Source organism: Actinosynnema sp. NPDC004786, assembly GCF_053601135.1.
The window spans coordinates 13,137-31,578 of sequence record NZ_JBSGBG010000046.1; the positions used below are offsets into that span (position 1 = coordinate 13,137).

General features: G+C 74.6%; 18 protein-coding genes. 9 read left to right on the top strand and 9 right to left on the bottom strand.

From position 1 onward, the window contains the following. Positions 1-140 precede the first annotated feature (140 nt). The 6 genes from ACWEFJ_RS31435 to ACWEFJ_RS31460 all read right to left on the bottom strand — a co-directional run bounded on the left by ACWEFJ_RS31435 (position 141) and on the right by ACWEFJ_RS31460 (position 6,111). A complete protein-coding gene (locus ACWEFJ_RS31435; RefSeq protein WP_449715989.1) occupies positions 141-986 on the bottom strand; it encodes a shikimate dehydrogenase in 846 nt (281 codons plus the stop codon). Further along, the gene (mltG, locus tag ACWEFJ_RS31440) at positions 983-2,203 is read right to left on the bottom strand and encodes an endolytic transglycosylase MltG (protein WP_378087614.1); all 1,221 of its coding nucleotides are present in this window, start codon (positions 2,201-2,203) and stop codon (positions 983-985) included. The genes ACWEFJ_RS31435 and mltG overlap by 4 nt, the downstream gene beginning before the upstream one ends. After that, the gene (gene ruvX / locus ACWEFJ_RS31445) at positions 2,200-2,712 is read right to left on the bottom strand and encodes a Holliday junction resolvase RuvX (RefSeq protein WP_378087616.1); all 513 of its coding nucleotides are present in this window, start codon (positions 2,710-2,712) and stop codon (positions 2,200-2,202) included. Before ruvX ends, mltG begins: the two co-directional genes overlap by 4 nt. After that, entirely contained in the window at positions 2,699-5,371 is a 2,673-nt protein-coding gene (gene alaS, locus ACWEFJ_RS31450) for an alanine--tRNA ligase (protein WP_449715963.1), read from the bottom strand. The genes ruvX and alaS overlap by 14 nt, the downstream gene beginning before the upstream one ends. 78 nt (positions 5,372-5,449) lie before the next feature. Next, positions 5,450-5,719 (bottom strand): hypothetical protein, encoded by a 270-nt coding sequence (locus tag ACWEFJ_RS31455; protein WP_378087620.1) that lies wholly within the window; start codon positions 5,717-5,719, stop codon positions 5,450-5,452. Continuing rightward, positions 5,716-6,111 (bottom strand): DUF948 domain-containing protein, encoded by a 396-nt coding sequence (locus tag ACWEFJ_RS31460; protein ID WP_378087622.1) that lies wholly within the window; start codon positions 6,109-6,111, stop codon positions 5,716-5,718. The genes ACWEFJ_RS31455 and ACWEFJ_RS31460 overlap by 4 nt, the downstream gene beginning before the upstream one ends. A 293-nt stretch (positions 6,112-6,404) precedes the next feature. Here ACWEFJ_RS31460 and ACWEFJ_RS31465 point away from each other — a divergent pair, with 293 nt between their 5' ends. From ACWEFJ_RS31465 to ACWEFJ_RS31485, 5 genes are read left to right on the top strand one after another with little or no spacing between them, the layout of a single operon-like run. Beyond that, on the top strand, positions 6,405-7,787 hold the full coding sequence (locus ACWEFJ_RS31465) for a pyridoxal phosphate-dependent decarboxylase family protein (RefSeq protein ID WP_449715964.1): 1,383 nt from the start codon (positions 6,405-6,407) through the stop codon (positions 7,785-7,787). Next, entirely contained in the window at positions 7,784-9,433 is a 1,650-nt protein-coding gene (locus ACWEFJ_RS31470; RefSeq protein ID WP_378087626.1) for an IucA/IucC family protein, read from the top strand. The genes ACWEFJ_RS31465 and ACWEFJ_RS31470 overlap by 4 nt, the downstream gene beginning before the upstream one ends. After that, entirely contained in the window at positions 9,430-10,008 is a 579-nt protein-coding gene (locus ACWEFJ_RS31475) for a GNAT family N-acetyltransferase (protein ID WP_449715965.1), read from the top strand. Before ACWEFJ_RS31470 ends, ACWEFJ_RS31475 begins: the two co-directional genes overlap by 4 nt. Beyond that, the gene (locus tag ACWEFJ_RS31480; protein ID WP_449715966.1) at positions 10,005-11,282 is read left to right on the top strand and encodes a lysine N(6)-hydroxylase/L-ornithine N(5)-oxygenase family protein; all 1,278 of its coding nucleotides are present in this window, start codon (positions 10,005-10,007) and stop codon (positions 11,280-11,282) included. The genes ACWEFJ_RS31475 and ACWEFJ_RS31480 overlap by 4 nt, the downstream gene beginning before the upstream one ends. Continuing rightward, complete coding sequence (locus ACWEFJ_RS31485; protein WP_449715967.1) at positions 11,275-13,029, top strand: IucA/IucC family protein; 1,755 nt, start codon at positions 11,275-11,277, stop codon at positions 13,027-13,029. Before ACWEFJ_RS31480 ends, ACWEFJ_RS31485 begins: the two co-directional genes overlap by 8 nt. A 51-nt stretch (positions 13,030-13,080) precedes the next feature. On the opposite strand, the gene ACWEFJ_RS31490 is transcribed toward ACWEFJ_RS31485, so the two are convergent. Together ACWEFJ_RS31490 and ACWEFJ_RS31495 are read right to left on the bottom strand one after the other, a co-directional pair. Further along, positions 13,081-13,809, bottom strand: coding sequence for an SAM-dependent methyltransferase (locus tag ACWEFJ_RS31490; protein WP_449715968.1), 729 nt, complete (start codon positions 13,807-13,809; stop codon positions 13,081-13,083). Positions 13,810-13,850: 41 nt separating this feature from the next. Continuing rightward, positions 13,851-15,197, bottom strand: coding sequence for a replication-associated recombination protein A (locus tag ACWEFJ_RS31495; protein WP_378087636.1), 1,347 nt, complete (start codon positions 15,195-15,197; stop codon positions 13,851-13,853). Between the two features lie 91 nt (positions 15,198-15,288). Between ACWEFJ_RS31495 and ACWEFJ_RS31500 the strand changes: the two genes are divergently transcribed. Genes ACWEFJ_RS31500 through ACWEFJ_RS31515 form a run of 4 tightly spaced genes read left to right on the top strand, consistent with a single transcriptional unit; the run spans position 15,289 to position 17,580 of the window. Then, positions 15,289-16,044, top strand: a complete 756-nt coding sequence (locus ACWEFJ_RS31500) for a type VII secretion target (protein ID WP_449715969.1) — start codon at positions 15,289-15,291, stop codon at positions 16,042-16,044. Beyond that, positions 16,044-17,063 (top strand): CHAP domain-containing protein, encoded by a 1,020-nt coding sequence (locus tag ACWEFJ_RS31505; protein WP_449715970.1) that lies wholly within the window; start codon positions 16,044-16,046, stop codon positions 17,061-17,063. Before ACWEFJ_RS31500 ends, ACWEFJ_RS31505 begins: the two co-directional genes overlap by 1 nt. Next, positions 17,060-17,338, top strand: a complete 279-nt coding sequence (locus ACWEFJ_RS31510; protein ID WP_449715971.1) for a hypothetical protein — start codon at positions 17,060-17,062, stop codon at positions 17,336-17,338. The genes ACWEFJ_RS31505 and ACWEFJ_RS31510 overlap by 4 nt, the downstream gene beginning before the upstream one ends. Further along, complete coding sequence (locus ACWEFJ_RS31515) at positions 17,326-17,580, top strand: hypothetical protein (protein WP_378087645.1); 255 nt, start codon at positions 17,326-17,328, stop codon at positions 17,578-17,580. The genes ACWEFJ_RS31510 and ACWEFJ_RS31515 overlap by 13 nt, the downstream gene beginning before the upstream one ends. Positions 17,581-17,646: 66 nt before the next feature. Here ACWEFJ_RS31515 and ACWEFJ_RS31520 read toward each other — a convergent pair whose 3' ends face one another. Further along, complete coding sequence (locus ACWEFJ_RS31520; protein ID WP_378087647.1) at positions 17,647-18,402, bottom strand: ESX secretion-associated protein EspG; 756 nt, start codon at positions 18,400-18,402, stop codon at positions 17,647-17,649. Between the last annotated feature and the right edge of the window lie 40 nt (positions 18,403-18,442).

Sequence of the window (18,442 nt, forward strand, 5' to 3'; positions counted from 1 at the left end):
GCCCGACGGCGGCGCGGGCCGGGCACGGCGCGGAACCGATCACAGGAGGGCAGTGGTGATGGCTGTTCACGTGCGCAGGAGCAGACCGGGGCCGGGCACGGCGCCGATGCGGTGCAACACCTCGCGGTGGCCCGCCCCCGCTAGCACGGCAGGGGCAGGATGTCGCCCGTCGCGGCGCGCAACGCCCGGCGCATCGCCTCGCGCGGCGCGGGCAGGCCGGTGAACTGCTCGGCCTGGCCGAACGCCTGGTGCAGGAGCATGTCGAGCCCCGTCGCGGGGGTGCGGCCCCGCCGCAGCACCGCCGACGCCAACGGCGTCGGCCACGGGTGGTAGATCACGTCCAGGACGCACGGCGCCTCCGCCAGCGCCGGCGCGATCGGCTCCGTCGCGTCCGGCGGCACCGTGCTCACCAGCACGTCGCAGGAGTCGGCGAGCGCGGCGAAGTCCGCGGTGTCCCAGGTCACCACGTCCAGCGCCAGCCCCAGGCGGGACGCGCACGACTCCGCCTCGGCGGCCCGGCCCGCCGACCGCACCACCAGGGACACCGCGCGGACGCCGACCGACGCCAACGCCACCAGCGCCGCCGTGGCCGTGCCGCCCGCGCCCAGCAGCACCGCGCGGCTGCCGGACGTGAACCCGCACGACGCCCGCAACGCGCCCAGCACGCCGTCCACGTCGGTGTTGTCGGCCCGCCACCCGCCGTCCGCGGGCACCAGCGTGTTGGCCGCGCCCACCTGGACGGCCCGCGGGGTCGCCGCGCCGGCCACCGCCAGCGCCGCCCGCTTGTTCGGCATGGTCACCGACAGGCCCGCCCACGACGGGTCCAGGCCCCCGACCAGCGCCGCCACCTCGTCGGCGACGCACTCGACCCGGGTGTACGACCAGTCCGACAGCCCCAGCGCCGCGAACGCGGCGTTGTGCAGCACGGGGGACAACGAGTGGGCCACCGGCGAACCGATGACCGCCGCACGGCGCGCCACGGTCAGAAGACGCCTTCCGCACGGGCCTTGTCCGACACCGCCCGGTGCTCGTCGTAGGTGTTCGTGAAGCACGACTTGCCGTCCTTCTGGCACTTCACGAAGTACATCCACGGCCCCTCTTCGGGGCTGATCGCGGCCATGACCGCCTCGCGGCCGGGCGAGCCGATCGGCGTCGGCGGCAGGCCCTGCACCTGGTAGGTGTTGTACGGCCCGGACGCGGCCCGGTCCTCGTCGCTGGTGGTCAGGATCGGCCGGTCGAGCTTGTAGTTGACGGTGGAGTCCAGCTCCAGGCGCTGCGGCTTCGCGAGCCGGCTGTAGATCACCCGCGAGATCTTGCCGAAGTCGTCGGTGATGCCCTCCTTCTCGATGAGGGAGGCGACGACCAGCACCTCGTACGGGCGGAAACCCGTCTTGCCCGTGCCGGAGGGGATGCCGTAGCCCTGCAACCGGCCCAGGGACGTGGCGATCACGCTCTTGAGCAGCTCGACCGCGCTCGCGCCCGGCTTGAGGTGGTACAGGCCCGGCACGATGAGGCCCTCGATCCGGTTCTCCTTCGGCGCGTTCGCCACGTCGGGCGCCGCCCACTCCGGGATGCCCAGGGCGGCCGGGTCCGCGTTCTCCGCCGCGTCCCGCAGCTGCTCGGGCGTCACGCACTGCCGCGCGCCGTCCAGCTCGACGCACGACGCGTCGGACAGCAGCGACAGGATGCCCTTGGTGATCTTGCCGTCGAGGCCCGTGATGTCGTGCAGCACGAAGCCGCCCTTGACCTCCAGCGGCACGACCTTCGCCGCCGGGTCCACCATCCGGGCCACCGCGGCCGCGCCGGACATCTTGGTCTTCATCAGGTAGAACCCGGGCTGGATCGCGGTGACCCGCGCGTCCTCCGCGCCCGCCTCGGTGAACGCCCGCGCGCTGGCCACCACGCCCTGCTCCTTGAGCGTGGTCGCGATGGTGGTGACCAGGTCGCCGTCCTTGACCTCGACCACCACGTCCGCCTCGCCCGCGCCCGCGAAGTCGTCGTACGAGCCGATGCCGCTCAGCGTGCGGTACCCGTAGTACGCGCCGACGCCGCCGCCGGTCAGCACCAGGGCCACGACGACCCACAGGATCGTCCGCTTCCGCCTGCGCTTGGCCCGGCGGGCCGCGGCGTCGGCCTTGCCACGCGCCGCCCGCTCGTCGTGGCGCGTGTCGGGATCGGTGAACAACCCGAGGTCGTCGTTCACGAGCCGTCCTTAGCTCCGGGGGCCCGCTCCGCAGCGGATCGGGCCACTTGTCGCGCCCGCGCGTCCAGCCACGACTGCAGGATCTCGACCGCGGCAGCCTGGTCGACGACGGCGCGTTGCTTCTTGCCTCGCACCCCCCGCTCGGCGAGCACCCGGCTCGCCGTGACGGTGGTCAGCCGCTCGTCGGTGAGCCGCACCGGCACGGGTGCGACGCGCTCGGCCAACGCCGCAGCGTACGCCGCGGCCGTCTCCGCCGCCGGCCCGTGCCGGCCCGCCAGCGTGCGCGGCAGGCCGACCACGACCTCGACGACGTCGTGCTCCGCGACCAGACCGACCAGGTCCGCGAGGTCCCGGTCGGTCTTCACGTCGCGTGCCAGGGTAACGAGCGGCGTGGCGAGGACCGCGCCCGGATCGCTCAACGCCACGCCCACGCGCACCGCGCCGACGTCGACGCCCAGCCTCCGGCCGAGGCCGGGGTCGTCGACGCCGGGTCGGTCAGCGCTGCTCAAGGGCGCGGTCCACCTCGGCGCGCAGGGTGGTGACGGCGTCCTCGATGCCGGCCGGGTTCGTGCCGCCGCCCTGGGCGAGGTCCGGCTTGCCGCCGCCGCGACCGCCCACGGCCGGGGCGAAGGCGGGCACCAGCTTGCCGGCGGCCAGGCCGAGGTCGCGGGCGGCGGCCGTGGTGGCCACCACGAAGCTGACCTTGTCGCCGTCCGGGGCGAACAGCCCGACCACGCCCGGCCGGTCGCCGAGCCGGTTGCGCACCTCGCCCGCGATGGTCCGCACGTCGGCGCCCGACGTGCCCTCCGGCAGCCGCAGCGCCACCAGGGCCACCCCGCGCACGTCCAGGGCCTGCTCGGCCAGCGAACCGGCGTTGGCCACGAGCTGCGCGGCCTTGACCTTCTCCAGCTCCTTCTCGGCCGCCCGCAGCCGCTCGACCAGGGCCTCGACCCGGGCGGGCACCTCGGCGTCCGGCACCTTGAGCAGGGTGGCGACGTTCTGCACCAGGGCCCGCTCCTGGGCCAGGTACTTGAAGGCCTCGATGCCGACGTAGGCCTCGAGCCGGCGCACGCCGGAGCCCACGGACGACTCGCCGATCACCGTGATGGGGCCGATCTGGGACGAGTGCTCGACGTGCGTGCCACCGCACAGCTCCCGCGACCACGGGCCGCCGATCTCGACCACGCGCACGGTCTCGTCGTAGGTCTCGCCGAACAGGGCGACCGCGCCCATCTCCTGGGCGCCGCCCATGTCGGTGTAGACCACGCGCACCGGCAGGTCCTTGCGGACGGCCAGGTTGGAGACCTCCTCGATCTCGCTGCGCGTCTCCTCGGACAGGCCGCCGGTCCAGGCGAAGTCCAGCCGCAGGTAGCCCGGCTTGTTGTACGAGCCGCTCTGCAGGGCCGACGGGCCGAGCACCTGGCGCAGGGCGGCGTGCACGACGTGCGTGCCGGAGTGGCCCTGGCGGGCGCCGACGCGCCACTCCGGGTCCACCCGGGCCTCGACCTGCTCGCCCTCGACGACCTCGCCGCTGACCACGCGCACCTGGTGCACCCACAGCTTGCGGGCCACCTTCTGGACGTCCACGACCTCCAGCTCGGCGTTGGCGGTGACGATCGTGCCGGCGTCGCTCTCCTGGCCGCCGGACTCGGCGTACAGCGGGGTCCGGTCGAGCACGACCTCCACGATGTCGCCCTCGCGGGCCGACCTGACCCGCTTGCCGCCGCTGACGATGCCGCGCAGCGTGGCCTCGCTGGCCAGCTCGGTGTAGCCGGTGAACTCGGTGGCCCCCAGCTCCAGCAGCTCCCGGTACACGGTCTGGTCGCCGTGGCCGGTCTTCTTGCCGGCGGCGTCGGCCTTGGCGCGGGCGCGCTGCTCGGCCATCAGCTTGCGGAACCCGTCCTCGTCCACGGTGAGGCCGGCCTCGGCGGCCATCTCCAGGGTGAGGTCGAGCGGGAAGCCGTAGGTGTCGTGCAGCTGGAACGCCTTGTCGCCGGGCAGGGTGGCGCGGCCGTCGGCCTTGACCTGCTGGGCGGCCGTCTCGAAGATCCGCGACCCGGCGTCCAGGGTGCGCAGGAACGTGTCCTCCTCGGCCTTGAGCACCTGCTCGATCCGGGCGAAGCCGGAGACCAGCTCGGGGTAGGACGGGCCCATGGCGTCGCGCACGACCTCGGCGAACCGGACGAGCACCGGCTCGGTCACGCCGAGCAGGCGGGCGGAGCGCACGATGCGGCGCAGCAGGCGGCGCAGCACGTAGCCGCGGGCCTCGTTGCCGGGCGTCACGCCGTCACCGACCAGCAGCACACCCGAGCGGGCGTGGTCGGCGATGACGCGGAACCGCACGTCGTCGGTCTCGTTCGCGCCGTACCGGCGGCCGGAGAGCTGCTCGGCCTTGGTGATCACGGTGCGGACGAGGTCGGTCTCGTAGACGTTGTCGACGTCCTGGAGCAGCATGGCGACGCGCTCGACGCCCATGCCGGTGTCGATGTTCTTGTCCGGCAGCTCGCCGAGGATCGGGTAGTCCTTCTTGGCGCCGCCCTCGCCGCGGACGTTCTGCATGAAGACGAGGTTCCAGATCTCCAGGTACCGGTCCTCGTCGACGACCGGGCCGCCCTCCCGGCCGTAGGCGGGGCCGCGGTCGTAGTAGATCTCCGAGCACGGGCCGCACGGGCCGGGCACGCCCATCGACCAGTAGTTGTCCTCGATGTCGCGGCGCTGGATGCGCTCGGGCGGCAGCCCGGCGACCTTCTGCCACAGGTCGGCGGCCTCGTCGTCGTCCAGGTAGACGGTCACCCAGATGCGGTCGGGGTCCAGGCCGTAGCCGCCGTCGTCGGTCGACTTGGTGACCAGGTCCCAGGCCAGCCGGATGGCGTCTTCCTTGAAGTAGTCGCCGAACGAGAAGTTGCCGGCCATCTGGAAGAACGTGTTGTGCCGGGTGGTCTTGCCGACCTCGTCGATGTCCGGCGTGCGCACGCACTTCTGGATGCTGGTCATGCGCGGGGCGGGCGGCGGGGCCTCGCCGAGGAAGTACGGCTTGAACGGCACCATGCCGGCGTTGACGAACAGCAGGTTCGGGTCGTCCAGCAGGAGCGAGGCGCTCGGCACGTACTTGTGGCCAGCGTTCTCGAAGTGCTCGCGGAAGCGCTTGATGATCTCGTGGGTCTGCACGGGTCTGTCCTTCTGGGTGGAAGTCACCGCCGGCGCGGCCGACGGGCGGGCAAGGGCGCGGCGAGGCGAACGAACGGCCTACCTGGCGTCGTTCGCCCTGCGCGCTCGCCGACCCGGCGTGAAGCCCGTCTGACGTTCCACGGTCTCTTGCAACTCCTGTTCGCGCTCGGACATTCCGGCGCGCACCTCCGCGCCGAAGGAGCCGATGGCGCCGGCCAGCTCGCGCAGGCCCTGCCCGACGTTCTCGCCGATGCCGGCGGGGGTGGCGGCGTGCGCGGCCTGGCCCGCCTTGCGGGTGGCGAACACGCCCGCGGCGATGCCGAGCCCGAACCAGAACAGCCGCTTCATCGCCTGCCCCTGCGCCGCGTGTGCCTGCTGGGCAGTTCCTTGGCGGCCCGCCGGGCGCGGATGGCCTTGCTCACGCCGTAGGACAGGGCAGCAGCCTTGACCAGCGGCCCGCCCAGGGTGGCGGTGAACAGCGAGGTCAGCGCGGAGACGTTGCCGGTGACCGCGCGGGCGTTCGCGGTGATCCCGTCCACCCGCTCCAACTGCGTGTTCACGTGCGTGATCGTCGTGTTCGCGCCGGTGAAGATCGGGTCGCTGTTCTGGTGCGCCTTGCGGATGGCGATCGTGGCCTCGTCCAGCGTGCGGCCCAGCTTGATCAACGGGATCGCCAGCAGGAGCACAAGCAGCACGAACGCGCCGGCGGCGACCAGCGCGGCGATCTGCCCTGGCGACACGGATCCTCCTGGTGGATTGCGGGTGCCCGGATTGGCGGCACTCCAGCGTGGTGGCCAAGGTTACCGCGCCCCCGCGCGGGGGTCCGCACGAGATCGCGCCAGGCGCGCCCGGCCCGCGTGCCACCAGGTGGGACGGGCGGGCAAGACCCCCCATTTGGCCGTCGATTCGATCGTGGTCGCGGCGGCTAGCGTGGGCACGCGAGTGATCGTCACACCACGGACGGTCACGGAGGACTTGACACCGGGCCGAGTAGATGAGGTAAGCCTAACCTTAGTCGATCGTCGGAGGTGCCGTGTTCGCCGTCAGTCCCTCCGGGCGACCGATCCCGCCGGGCCGGCCCGCCGACGTGCTGGCGCGGGTCCGCCGGGCGCTCGGCGACCTGCCCGAGCACGGCCTCGGCGCGGAGGCCGCGCTGGCCCGCGTCACGACCGTCCTCGCCGACGGCGGCATCGACCTGACCAGCCCGTACGCCGCGGCCCACCTGCAACCGCCGCCGCTGGCCGTGGCCGTCACGGCGGACGCGCTGGCCGGCGCGGGCAACGCCTCGCTGGACACCTACGACTCCGGACCGGCCGCGCTGGCCGTGGAGCGGTGGGTGGTGGCGGCGCTGGCCCGGCTGGCCGGGTTCGGCGCGGACGCCGACGGCGTGTTCACCCCCGGCGGCACGCTGTCCAACCTGACCGCGCTGCTGCTGGCCCGGGACGCGGCGGCGGCCCGGCTCGGCGTCGACGTCCGGTCCGACGGGGTGGCCGCGCTGCCCGACCCGGTGATTCTCTGCTCGGAACTCGCGCACTTCTCGGTCGCGCGGGCGTGCGCGGCGCTCGGCATCGGCGAGCGCGCGGTGCGGACCGTGGCGGTGGACTCGCGGCGGCGGATGCGGCCGGACGCGCTGGCCGCCGTGCTGCGCGCGGGCGGGACGCCGGTGGCCGTGGTGGCGACGGCGGGCACCACCGACTTCGGCTCGGTGGACCCGCTGCCGGAGCTGGCCGCGGTCGCCCGCCGGCACGGCGCGTGGCTGCACGTGGACGCCGCCTACGGCTTCGGCGCGGTGTTCTCGGCGAAGCTCGCGCGGCTGGTGGACGGGCTCGCGCTGGCCGACTCGGTGACCGCGGACCTGCACAAGATCGGCTGGCAGCCGGCGTCGGCGAGCGTGCTGCTGGTGCGCTCGGCGTCGTTGTTCGCGCCGCTGGAGCGGTCGGTGGCCTACCTCAACCCGGAGGACGACCGGGCCGAGGGCTACGACGGCGCGCTCGGCCGGTCGTTGCAGACCACGCGCCGGCCCGACGCGGTGAAGGTGGCCGCGACGCTGCTCGCGCTGGGCCGGGCCGGGCTGGGCGCGCTGGTGGACCGGTGCCACGAGCTGGCCCGGCACGCCGCCGCGCTGATCGCCGCCGACCCGGCGTTCGAGCTGGTCGGCGGCGCCACGCTGACCACGGTGGTGTTCCGCTACCGGCCCGCGGACGCCGCGCTGGCCGACCAGGTGAACGCGAGCCTGCGCCGGGCGCTGCTGCGGGCGGGCTCGGCGTTGATCGGCCGCACCGCGGTGGACAAGGCGACCTGCCTGAAGCTCACGCTGCTCAACCCGAACACCCGGGAGGCGGACCTGGTGGCGCTGCTGGCCCTGGTCCGCGAAGCCGGATCCGCCGCCGAACGACTGCTGGAGGGAGCCGCATGAAGCCGGATCCGCTGGAGGGCGACGCCCGGTCGACCGCGGAGCACGCGCACCTGGAGGCGTTGCTGCGCTGCTGGGTGCGGGAGCGGAACGTGCCGGTGGCCGAGCGGGTGCGCGTCGACGTGCTGGGGCTGCCGCTGGAGGCCGAGGTGCGGTACGCCTCGCCCACCGGGCGGCACCGGTTCGGGCCCGTGACGCTGGCGGGGCGGCCCGCCGACCCCGTGGTGGCCGCCGCGCTGGTGGCGTCCGAGCTGGGCGGCGACGTCGCCGACCTGGTCGAGCGCACGGCCGAGTCGGTGCGCCGGGTGGCCGGGTTCGTGGACCACCGGCGGCGCGCGCCCATCGGGCCCGCGGACCGGTTCCTGGACAGCGAGCAGCGGTTGATGCTCGGCCACCTGCACCACCCCGCGCCCAAGAGCCGCGACGGCCTGTCCGACACCGACAACGCCCGGTACGCGCCGGAGCTGCGCGGGTCGTTCCCGCTGTTCTGGTTCTCGGCGGCGGAGGAGGTCGTGTCGCACGACTCGGCGGCCGGGCCGGACGCGGTCACGCTGATGGCGACGCTGGCCGGGCGCGCCCCGGAGCCCGGCCGGGTGCTGGTGCCCGCGCACCCGTGGCAGGCGCACGACCTGCTGGGCAGACCCCGGATCGCGTCGCTGGTCTCGCGCGGGCTGCTGGAGCCGCTGGGCGAGTTCGGCCCGGCCTGGTCGCCGACGTCCAGCCTGCGCACGGTGTACCGGACCGGCGCGCCGGTGATGCTGAAGCTCTCGCTCGGCCTGCGGATCACCAACTCGCGGCGCGAGTCCACGGCCACCGAGCTGCGCCGGGGTCCGGAGGTGCACCGGCTGCTGGAGTCGGGCTACGCGGCGGGCACGGAGAAGGCGCACCCGGAGTTCAGCGTCGTGCGCGACCCGTCGTGGCTCGCGGTGGACGAGGGCGGCGACGTCACGGGGCTGGACGTGGCCGTGCGGGAGTCCCCGGAGGACCTGCGCGACTCGCGGTGCCTGGCCGGCATGGTCGCGCCGCGGCCGGGCATCGGCCGGTCGCTGCTGGGCGAGCTGGTGCTGCGCCTGAACGCGGCGGAGTGGGTGGCCGACTACACCGACCGGGTGCTGGTGCCGATGCTGCGGCTGTACGCGGAGACCGGCATCGGGCTGGAGGCGCACCAGCAGAACACGCTGGTGCGGCTGGACCCGGCGGGCCGGGTCGTCGGCGGGCGCTACCGGGACAACCAGGGCTACTACCTGGCGGCGTCGCACCTGCCGCGGGTGCTGGAGCGGCTGGGGGTCGAGGAGTCGACGCTGGCCGTGGTGGACGACGCGGTCGTGGACGACCGGCTCACCTACTACCTGCTGCGCAACCAGGCGCTGGCGGTGATCGGGTGCCTCGGCGTGGAGGGGCTGGCCGACGAACGGGACCTGCTCGGCGTGCTGGCGTCGCGGCTGGAGGCGGCGCTGCCGTCGCTGGCCGAGGCGGGTCCGGACGGCGACCGGCTGGCCCGGCGGTGGCTGGAGGCCGACGTGCTGCCGTGCAAGGCGAACCTGCTGACCCGGCTCGCGGGCATCGACGAGGTGCTCGCGCCGGTGGACGCGCAGTCGGTGTACTTCGACGCGCCCAACCCGTTGCGGGAGGCGCGGTGCGCCCGGTGAGCCACCTCGACGCCTACCGGCCGACCGACGACCTGTCCGGGGTGCCCGGTCCGCCGCTGCCCGTGCTGACCGGCGGCTGGCACGCCCGCGCGGTCGACCCGGACACCTCCGACCTGGACCTGGTGCACCGCTGGATGCAGGCGCCGCACGTGGCCGCGTTCTGGCACCAGGCGTGGCCGCGTGCCCGGTGGGAGCAGGAGCTGCGCGCGCAGCGGGCGGGCACGCACTCGCTGCCGGTGCTGGTGAGCCGGGGCGGCGACCCGGTGATCTACCTGGAGGTGTACCGGGCGGCGCGGGACGTGGTCGCGGGCGTCTACCCGGCCCGGCCGCACGACCTGGGGCTGCACGTCGCCGTGGGCGAGCTGGCGATGACCGGGCAGGGGTTGGTGCGCGAGGTGCTGCCGGAGGTGGCGCGGGCCCTGTTCGACGCCGACCCGCGGTGCACGCGGGTGCTGCTGGAGCCGGACGTGCGCAACCGCCGGGCGATCGCCTCGTTCACGGCGGCCGGGTTCGCGCCGGTCGGCGAGGTGCTGCTGCCGGACAAGGTGGCCGTGCTGATGGTCCGGACGCGATGACCGGCCGGGGACCGGTCGACGTGGTGGCGGTCGGGTGCGGTCCGTTCAACCTCGGGCTGGCGGCGCTCGCGTCCACCGTGGCGGACCTGGACGTGGTGGTGCTGGAGTCGAGGCCGGAGCTGCGCTGGCACAGCGGGATGATGTTCCCGGACGCGGTGCTTCAGGTCAGCTTCCTGGCCGACCTGGTGACGTTGGTCGACCCGACGCACCCGCTGTCGTTCCTGGCCTACCTGCGCGACGCGGGCCGGCTGTACCCGTTCTACGTGCGGGAGAGGTTCCACCCGACCCGCCGGGAGTACGAGGACTACCTGCGGTGGGCGGCGTCGCGGCTGCCGGTGCGGTTCTCGCACACCGTGACGTCGGTGCGGTGGGCGGGCGACCGGTTCGAGGTGTCGGGCCCGGGTTTCTCGGTGGACGCGCGGCACCTGGTGCTGGGCGTGGGCACCACGCCGTCGGTGCCGCCGGCGCTGGCCGGGCTCGGCGACCGGCTCGTGCACAGCGCCGACTACCTGCACCGGACGCCGTCCGCGCGGCGGGTGACGGTGGTGGGGTCGGGGCAGTCGGGCGCGGAGGTCGTGCTGGACCTGTTGCGGCGCAACCTCGACGGCGGGCCGGCGGTGGCGTGGCTGACCCGCACGCCGGTGTTCGCGCCGCTGGACTACACGAAGCTGGTGCTGGAGATGACCACGCCGTCGTACGTGCGGCACTTCCACTCGCTGCCGCAGGAGCGGCGGGACGCGGTGCGCGCCGAGCACTGGCGGCACTACCGGGCGATCTCCGCGGAGACCCTGGACGAGCTGCACGACCTGCTGTACCGGCGGGAGTGGGAGCGCGGGCTGGCGCCGGTCGAGCTGCGGCCGGGCGTGGAGGTCGTGTCGTCGTCGGTCGCGTCGGGCGAGGTGGTGCTGACGTGCCGGCACCGCGACACCGGGCGGGAGTTCCGGCACCGCACCGACGTGGTGGTGGCGGCGACCGGGTACGAGCAGGCGCCGACGCCGTTCCTGGAGCCGTTGGAGCCGCACGTGCGGCGGGACCCGCGGGGCCGGTACGTCGTCGCGCTGGACCACTCGATCGAGCTGGACCCGTCCGTCACCGGGCGGGTGTTCGTGGCCAACGCCGACCTGCACAGCCACGGCGTGGCCGCGCCCGACCTGGGCATCGGCGCGGTGCGCAACGCGACCATCGTGAACACCGTGACCGGCCGGGAGGTCTACCCGCTGCCCGAGCGCACCGCGTACACCAGCTTCGACGCGCCGGGGGACGACGGTGGCTGACCTGTGGCGCGAGTGCTCGGCGGCGTTGCTCGCCAAGGCCATCGGCGAGCTGTGCTTCGAGGGGCTGCTCACCCCGGTCGCCGGCGACGGCGGGTACGAGCTGCGGTTCGACGACGCGGTCTACGCGTTCTCCGCGACGCGCACGGCGTTCGGCGGGTGGGCGGTGCGGCCGGGGTCGGTGCGCCGGGCGGCGGCCGGGATCCTCGGGGACGACGTGGTGGAGCCGTGCGACGACGTGCAGCGGTTCGTGGTGGACGCGTTCCGGTTCCTGCGGGTGGACCCGGCCACGACCGCCGGGTTCCTGGCCGAGGTGACCTCGACCCTGGCCGCGGACGTGGCGCTGGCCTCGACCGCGCGGCCCTCGGCGGAGCTGGCGGCGTTGCCGCGGGCGGAGCTGGACGGGCACCTGACCGGGCACCCGTGGCTGATCGCGAACAAGGGCCGGGTCGGGTTCTCGGCGGACGACCTGGCCCGGCACAGCCCCGAGGCGCGCACGCCCGTGCGGCTGCCGTGGCTGGCCGTGCACCGGGGGCTGGCCGAGTTCCGCGGCACGTCCGACCTGTCGGAGGAGGGTGTGCGGGCGCACGAGCTGGACCCGGCGACGGTCGGGCGGTTCACCGGCGCGTTGCGGGAGGCCGGGGTGGACCCGGAGACCTACGTGTGGTTGCCCGTGCACCCGTGGCAGCTTGACCACGTGGTGCGGACGCTGTGGGCGCCGGAGCTGGCCACCGGCCGGATCGTGGAGCTGGGCGAGGCGCCGGACCGCTACCTGCCCACCCAGGCGATCCGCACCCTGTGCCCCGTGGACTCGCCCGAGCGGTACCAGGTGAAGCTGCCGCTGCGGGTGCTCAACACCTCGGTGTACCGGGGCATCCCGCCGCACTGCACGCTCGCCGCGCCGGTGGTCACGCAGTGGCTGCGCGGGTTGTGGCAGGCGGACGGGCTGATCGCGGGGTGGGGCACGGACCTGCTGGGCGAGGTCGCCTCGGTGACCGTCCGGCACCCGCAGCTCTCGCGGGCGGGCGACGTGCCGTACCAGTGGCTGGAGACCATGGGGTGCATCTGGCGCGAGCCCGTGGCGCTGCGTCCGGGCGAGCGGGCCTGGTCGTTGGCCGCCCTGCTGCACGTGGACCGCGCGGGCCGGCCGCTGGTGCTGGAGTACGTCGGGGCGACGGACCCGGAGGTGTGGTTCGCCGCGCTGCTGCGCGCGTTGTTCCGGCCGTTGCTGCACGTGCTCTACACGTACGGGATCACGTTCAACCCGCACGGCGAGAACGTCGTGGTGATCACCGACGCGGACCACGTGCCGGTCCGGGTCGCCCTGCTCGACCTGGTGGACGACGTGAACGTGTCCGTGGAGCGGGTGCCGGCGCGGGGCCCGGAGCCGGACGCGCACGACCCCGTGCTGCCGCGCAAGCCGTGGCCGGTGCTGCGCCAGTACGTCGTGGACGCCCTGCTGGTCGGCGTGTTCCGCCCGCTGTCCGCCCTGCTGCCGCTGCCCGGCGACCGCTTCTGGGGCATGGTGCGCGGCGAGGTCGACGCCTACCGCGCCCGCTTCCCCGCCCTCGCGGACCGGATGGACGAGGGCTCGCTGACGGGCCCGGAGTTCCTCCGCTACCCGCTCAACGGCTACCGGATCACCCTGGGCTACCGCGACCTGGCCGCCCGCCCGCCCGTGCCGAAGACCGACACGCTGCCCAACCCGCTGCACGAGGCGGTGCCGATCCCCCCGGCGGACGGCTGGTGAGGGGTCGGCCGCCCCGTCCGGTATCCCCGGCCGGGCGAGGCGGCCGGAGTCCTAGGGGCGGGCCAGGGTCAGGTAGGCGAAGCCCAGTTCGTCCCGGTAGCCCCTGAGCCAGGCGTCGCGGTGGTCGTCGACGAGCGCCCGGACCCCGGCCGCCTCCGGGTGGTCGGGGTGCTCCAGCAGCCAGTGCTCGCGCGCGGCGCACCAGCGGGACTCGAAGGTGTCCCACTCGTCCCGGGTCGCGGTGGCGAGGGCGAGCAGGCGGTAGCCGCGGGCCAGGGCCAGGTCCACCAGGTCCGCCAGGCCGCCGACCACCTCGTCGCCGAAGACCTCCCGGGACCGGGGGCTCGGCGGGCGTTCCCAGAAGCCGTCGCCGAGCACCAGCGTGCCGCCGGGGCGGACGCGGGCGTGCAGGGCGTCCAGCGCCGCCGCGGTGCCGCCCCACGCGTGGGACGCGCCGATCGAGATCGCCACGTCGGCGGGCGTCGCGGACCACGTGGTGACGTCCGCGAGGTCGAGCGTGACGCGGGACGCCAGGCCCCTGGCCTCGACGTTCGCCCGGCCGCGGGTGATCGCGCGCTCGTCGCTGTCCACGCCCAGGCCCCGCGCGCCCGGCACGTGCTCCACCGCCCTGAGCAGCAGTTCCGCCCAGCCGCAGCCGTAGTCGACCACCGCGTCCCCGGACCGCAGGCGCAGGCCGGCGACCAGGTCGTGCGCCTTGGCGTCGGACAGCGGCGCGTTGAAGTCGAGCAGGGCGTGGCCGTTCAGGGGTGCGTCCGTCACGGGCCACACCGTGTCAGAACCCGGATCGATCGGAAACGGATTTATTCCTCGCCGCGCACCACCCGGCGCAGCTTGGGCAGGCGTTCGGCGATCACCCGCTCCGCGCCCCGGCCGGTCGGCTGGTAGTAGTCGCGGCCGACCAGGTCGTCCGGCGGGTACTGCTGGGTCAGCACGCCCTCCGGCACGTCGTGCGGGTAGCGGTAGCCCCGGGCGTTGCCGAGCTTCGCCGCGCCCGCGTAGTGGCCGTCCCGCAGGTGGGCGGGCACCGAGCCGATCGCGCCCTTGCGGACGTCGGCCATGGCCTCGCCGATCGCGGTCGTCACGGCGTTCGACTTGGGCGCGGTGGCCAGGTGGATGGTGGCCTGCGCGAGGTTCAGCGCGCACTCGGGCAGCCCGATGAGCTGCACGGCCTGCGCGGCGGCCACGCAGGTCTGCAACGCGGTGGGGTCGGCCATGCCCACGTCCTCGCTGGCGTGGATCACCAGCCGCCGCGCGATGAACCTCGGGTCCTCCCCCGCCTCGATCATCCGGGCCAGGTAGTGCAGCGCCGCGTCCACGTCGGAACCGCGGATCGACTTGATGAACGCGCTGGTCACGTCGTAGTGCTGGTCGCCCTGCCGGTCGTAGCGGACGGCCGCCTTGTCGACCGTCGCCTCCAGCGTCGCCAGGTCCAGCGAGCCGCCCTCGCCGACCGCGTCCGCCGCCGCCTCCAGCGCCGTCAGCGCGCGCCGGGCGTCGCCGCCGGCCAGCCGGACCAGGTGGTCCTCGGCGTCGGGCTCGACGGTGATCGCGCCGCCGAGACCCCGTTCGTCGGCCACCGCCCGCCGGACCAGCGCGCGCACCGCCTCGTCGGTCAACGGGCGCAGTTGCAGCACCAGCGACCGGGACAGCAGCGGCGAGACGACGGAGAAGAACGGGTTCTCCGTGGTGGCCGCGACCAGCAGCACGATCCGGTCCTCGACCGCGCCGAGCAGCGCGTCCTGCTGGGTCTTGGAGAAGCGGTGCACCTCGTCGATGAACAGCACGGTCGACTCGCCGGAGCGGACCAGGCGGCGGCGTGCCTCCTCGATGACCGCGCGCACCTCCTTCACGCCCGCCGACAGCGCGGAGAGCGCGGCGAACCGCCGGCCGGTGGCCTGCGAGACGAGCGTGGCCAGCGTGGTCTTGCCCGTGCCCGGCGGGCCGTAGAGCATGACCGAGGCGGGCGACGAGCCCTCCACCAGCCTGCGCAGCGGCGCGCCCGGTCCGAGCAGGTGGTCCTGCCCCACCACCTCGTCCAGGGTGCGCGGGCGCATCCGCACGGCCAGCGGCGCGTGGGCGGCGATGCGCGCCGCCTTCTCCTCCGGGTCGACGCCGAACAAGCCGTCGTCGAACAGGCCCTCGTTCACGTGTTCGACTGTAGCTTCCCCGTGCACAGCCGCTGTCCGAGCGTGCAACGGAGGTTCCGTCGCTGGTCACGGTGGGTGCAGGGTGTGCGGCATGAGCACGTTGAGCCCGGAGCGGATCGCCCGGCACGCCCACGACGCGGGGTTCCGCGGGCAGGACCTGACGATCGCGGTCGCGGTCGCGCTGGCCGAGTCCGGCGGCGACCCCCGCGCGCACAACCCCACCCCGCCGGACAACTCCTACGGCCTCTGGCAGATCAACATGCTGGGCTCGCTGGGGCCGGCGCGGCGGCGCGAGTTCGGGCTGGAGTCGAACCGGGAGCTGTTCGACCCGGCGGAGAACGCGCGTGCGGCGCACCGGATCTCCGGCGAGGGCCGGTCGTGGACGCCGTGGACGACGTACACGAGCGGCGCTTACAAGCGGCACCTGGACGAGGCGCGGCGGGGCGTCGAGGCGATGAAGCGCGGCGGCTCCCGCGGCGGGTCGGGCGGCGGCGGGTCGGGCGGGGGCTCGCGCGGCGGCGGGTTCTCCGTCGACGTGGACGTGCTGCGCGACTACGCCCGGCGGACGCGGAACTCGGCCGACGACCTCACCGCGCTGGGCCGGCGGCACGTGCGCGAGGTGCGGGAGATCGCCGACGACAGCTTCGGGCGGATCGGCAGGCAGTCCGGGTTCGCCGACGCGCTGGACAACTTCGGCGCGGCGCTGCGCAGGCAGGTCAAGGCGGTGGCGCACAACACCGAGGCGCTGGCCACGTCCGCCGGTCGGTCCGCCCGCGCGTACAAGGAGCAGGACGACGACGTCGCCGGCTCGTTCCGCGGCGGCCTCACCGGCGGAGGGGAGGGGTAGTGGACACCCGAGCGATGGCCCGGCACTTCGCCGAGAGCATGATCGGCCACCGGAACTCGTTGGCGGGCAAGGCCGAGGACGCGGTGAAGGTCCAGTACGCGCTGCACCGGACCGCCGCCGGGCTCACCGACCAGCACGACGACCAGCGCAGGGCCGCCAAGGCGGTGCTGGAGCGCTGGAAGGGCGACAACTCCGAGGGGTTCGAGAGGCGGTCGAACCGGCTGGCCCGGCAGGTGCGGGTGACCGCGGACGCCGCGCGGGACGCGGAGAAGATCGTCGCGGGCGTCACCGGCGCGCTGACGACCGGGCACACGCGGGCGCGGCAGGCCGTGGACGAGTACCTCGACAAGGCGACCCGGCTGCTGGACGTCGGCAAGTCCGTCGGCACGCAGGCCGCGCTGCTCAAGGCCGTGGCGCAGGCGGCGGACCTGGAGCCGAGGTACACGAAGGAGACCGCCGAGGCGGTGCGGCACACGCGCGGCGAGCTGGAGGACGCCGCCCGGAGGCTGCGCGCGTTGGAGAAGGAGGTCGAGCACGACGGCGTCGCGGACGGCCGCGCGGAACGCACCCGCGGTCGCACCAGGCCGTCGCGCGCCCGGGCCCGCGGCCGGTCGCGGACGATCATCTCGGCCGCCCGGCGGGAACTGGGCACGCGGGAGAGCCCGCCGGGCAGCAACCGCAACCCGTACGGGCCGACGGCGGCGTGGTGCTCGTCGTTCGCCACGGCGATGTGGCGCAAGGCGGGGGTGGACATCCCGCTGCTGCCGTTCACCGGCGACGTGTTCCGGTGGGGGCAGCGCAACGGCAAGGCGTACACGTCGCTGAGCGCGGTGCGGCCGGGTGACGTGCTGCTGTTCGGGAGCGGGCCGAGCAGCCCGGCGACCAGCACGCACATCGGGATCGTGGAGAAGGTGTCCGGCGGGACCGTGACGCTGATCGAGGGGAACTCGGGCGACGCCGTGCGGCGCAACACGCACCGGCTCAGCTCGGCGACGTTCTACGGAGGGGTGCACCCGTGATCACGGGCAACGCGCACGACCCGGACACCGGGATCGTGGTGGAGGTGGGTCCCGGCGGCGGGTTGCGCGACCTGGCGCTGGACTCGCGGTCGGTGCGGCTGGGGCCGTCGGGGCTCGCGCGGGCGATCCTGGCGCTGGTCGACACGGCGACGGCGCGGGCGAACGCGCGGGTCCGGCACGCGGTCGGCGACGACGTGGCCGCGTTGGGGCTGGACGTGCGGGCGCCGCTGGTCGAGTCGGTGGAGGACACCACTCCCGGGACGTGGCGGGTGTGATGGGCCTCGGCGAGCGGTTGGACGCGGTGCGGGCGGAGGCGTCGGCGTCCGGGGTGGCGGTGGTGGTCGACCTGCACGGGAAGCTGGTGGACCTGTCGTTCACGCGGGAGGCGCTGGCCGTGCGGCCGGACGAGCTGGCCCGCGTCGTGCGGCGCCTGGCCGACGAGGCCGCGGCGGCGGCCGTGGCCGAGGGCATGGCGATCCTGTCCGACGTCGTCCCCCCGGACCTGCTGACATCCTGAACGGTGAACTCGGGGTACCCGAACGTAGGACACGCGCGTTCCGAACGTAGGACACCCGCGAGAGTCCTACGTTCGGGACAGCAGGGTGGTCAGGTGGCGGGTCAGCCACGGGGTGTCGGCGGGCGAGAGGTGGACCCACTCGGTGTCGGCCGTCTCCTCCGTGGTCAGCGCGTAGCGGCCGGCAGCGGTCTCGGTCCAGCTCAGCACGCGGGACCGGCCGGCGGGGCCGGTGACCGCCAGTTGGCCGGTCGACCGGCGCGGCGAGTCCACGAGCGTGGTGATCGACCGGGTGGCGCGGCCGGTGATGCCCGCCCGGGCCAACGCGCGTTCCAGCGCGGGGTGTCCGCCTTGGGCGTAGGCGTCCACCGCGGCGGTGAAGGCGGGGCGCGGCAGCCGCACCTGCTCGCCCGGACCCGCCGGCGCGTCGCCGATGACCCGCGTGACCGCGGACGTCAGGTCGGTCACCGGCTCCAGCGCCACCTCCCGGTCGTTCAGCACCGCCAGCACGCCGTGCCGGCCGCGAGCCGTGGCCAGCACCCGCCACGGGTGCGGCCGGAACACCAGCGCGTCCACCGACACCTCGCCGTGCGCCAGCAGCGTGAACAGGTCCTCCAACTCGGGCGAGACGTCCACGCCGTCGGCCAGGCCCGCCTCGGTCAACGTGCGCAGCACCTCGGCGCCCAGCGCGTCGCGGTCGTCCATCGTCCCGCCGTGCGACGGCACCTCCAGGGGGTAGGGCGGCCGGCCGTCGCCCAGGTCCTCCCACAGCAGGTCGAACTCGAGGTGGGACAGGACGACCGCGGTCGCCGAACGTCGTGCCATGGGGCCAGAAGGTAGCGCCCTTCGGCGGTCCGGGCGGCGA

Coding starts and splice junctions, on each gene's coding strand:
- ACWEFJ_RS31455 (WP_378087620.1), bottom strand. CDS start 5,719: ATGAAGCGGCTGTTCTGGTTCGGGCTCGGCATCGCCGCGGGCGTGTTC.
- ACWEFJ_RS31470 (WP_378087626.1), top strand. CDS start 7,784: ATGAAGCCGGATCCGCTGGAGGGCGACGCCCGGTCGACCGCGGAGCAC.
- ACWEFJ_RS31480 (WP_449715966.1), top strand. CDS start 10,005: ATGACCGGCCGGGGACCGGTCGACGTGGTGGCGGTCGGGTGCGGTCCG.
- ACWEFJ_RS31500 (WP_449715969.1), top strand. CDS start 15,289: ATGAGCACGTTGAGCCCGGAGCGGATCGCCCGGCACGCCCACGACGCG.
- ACWEFJ_RS31520 (WP_378087647.1), bottom strand. CDS start 18,402: ATGGCACGACGTTCGGCGACCGCGGTCGTCCTGTCCCACCTCGAGTTC.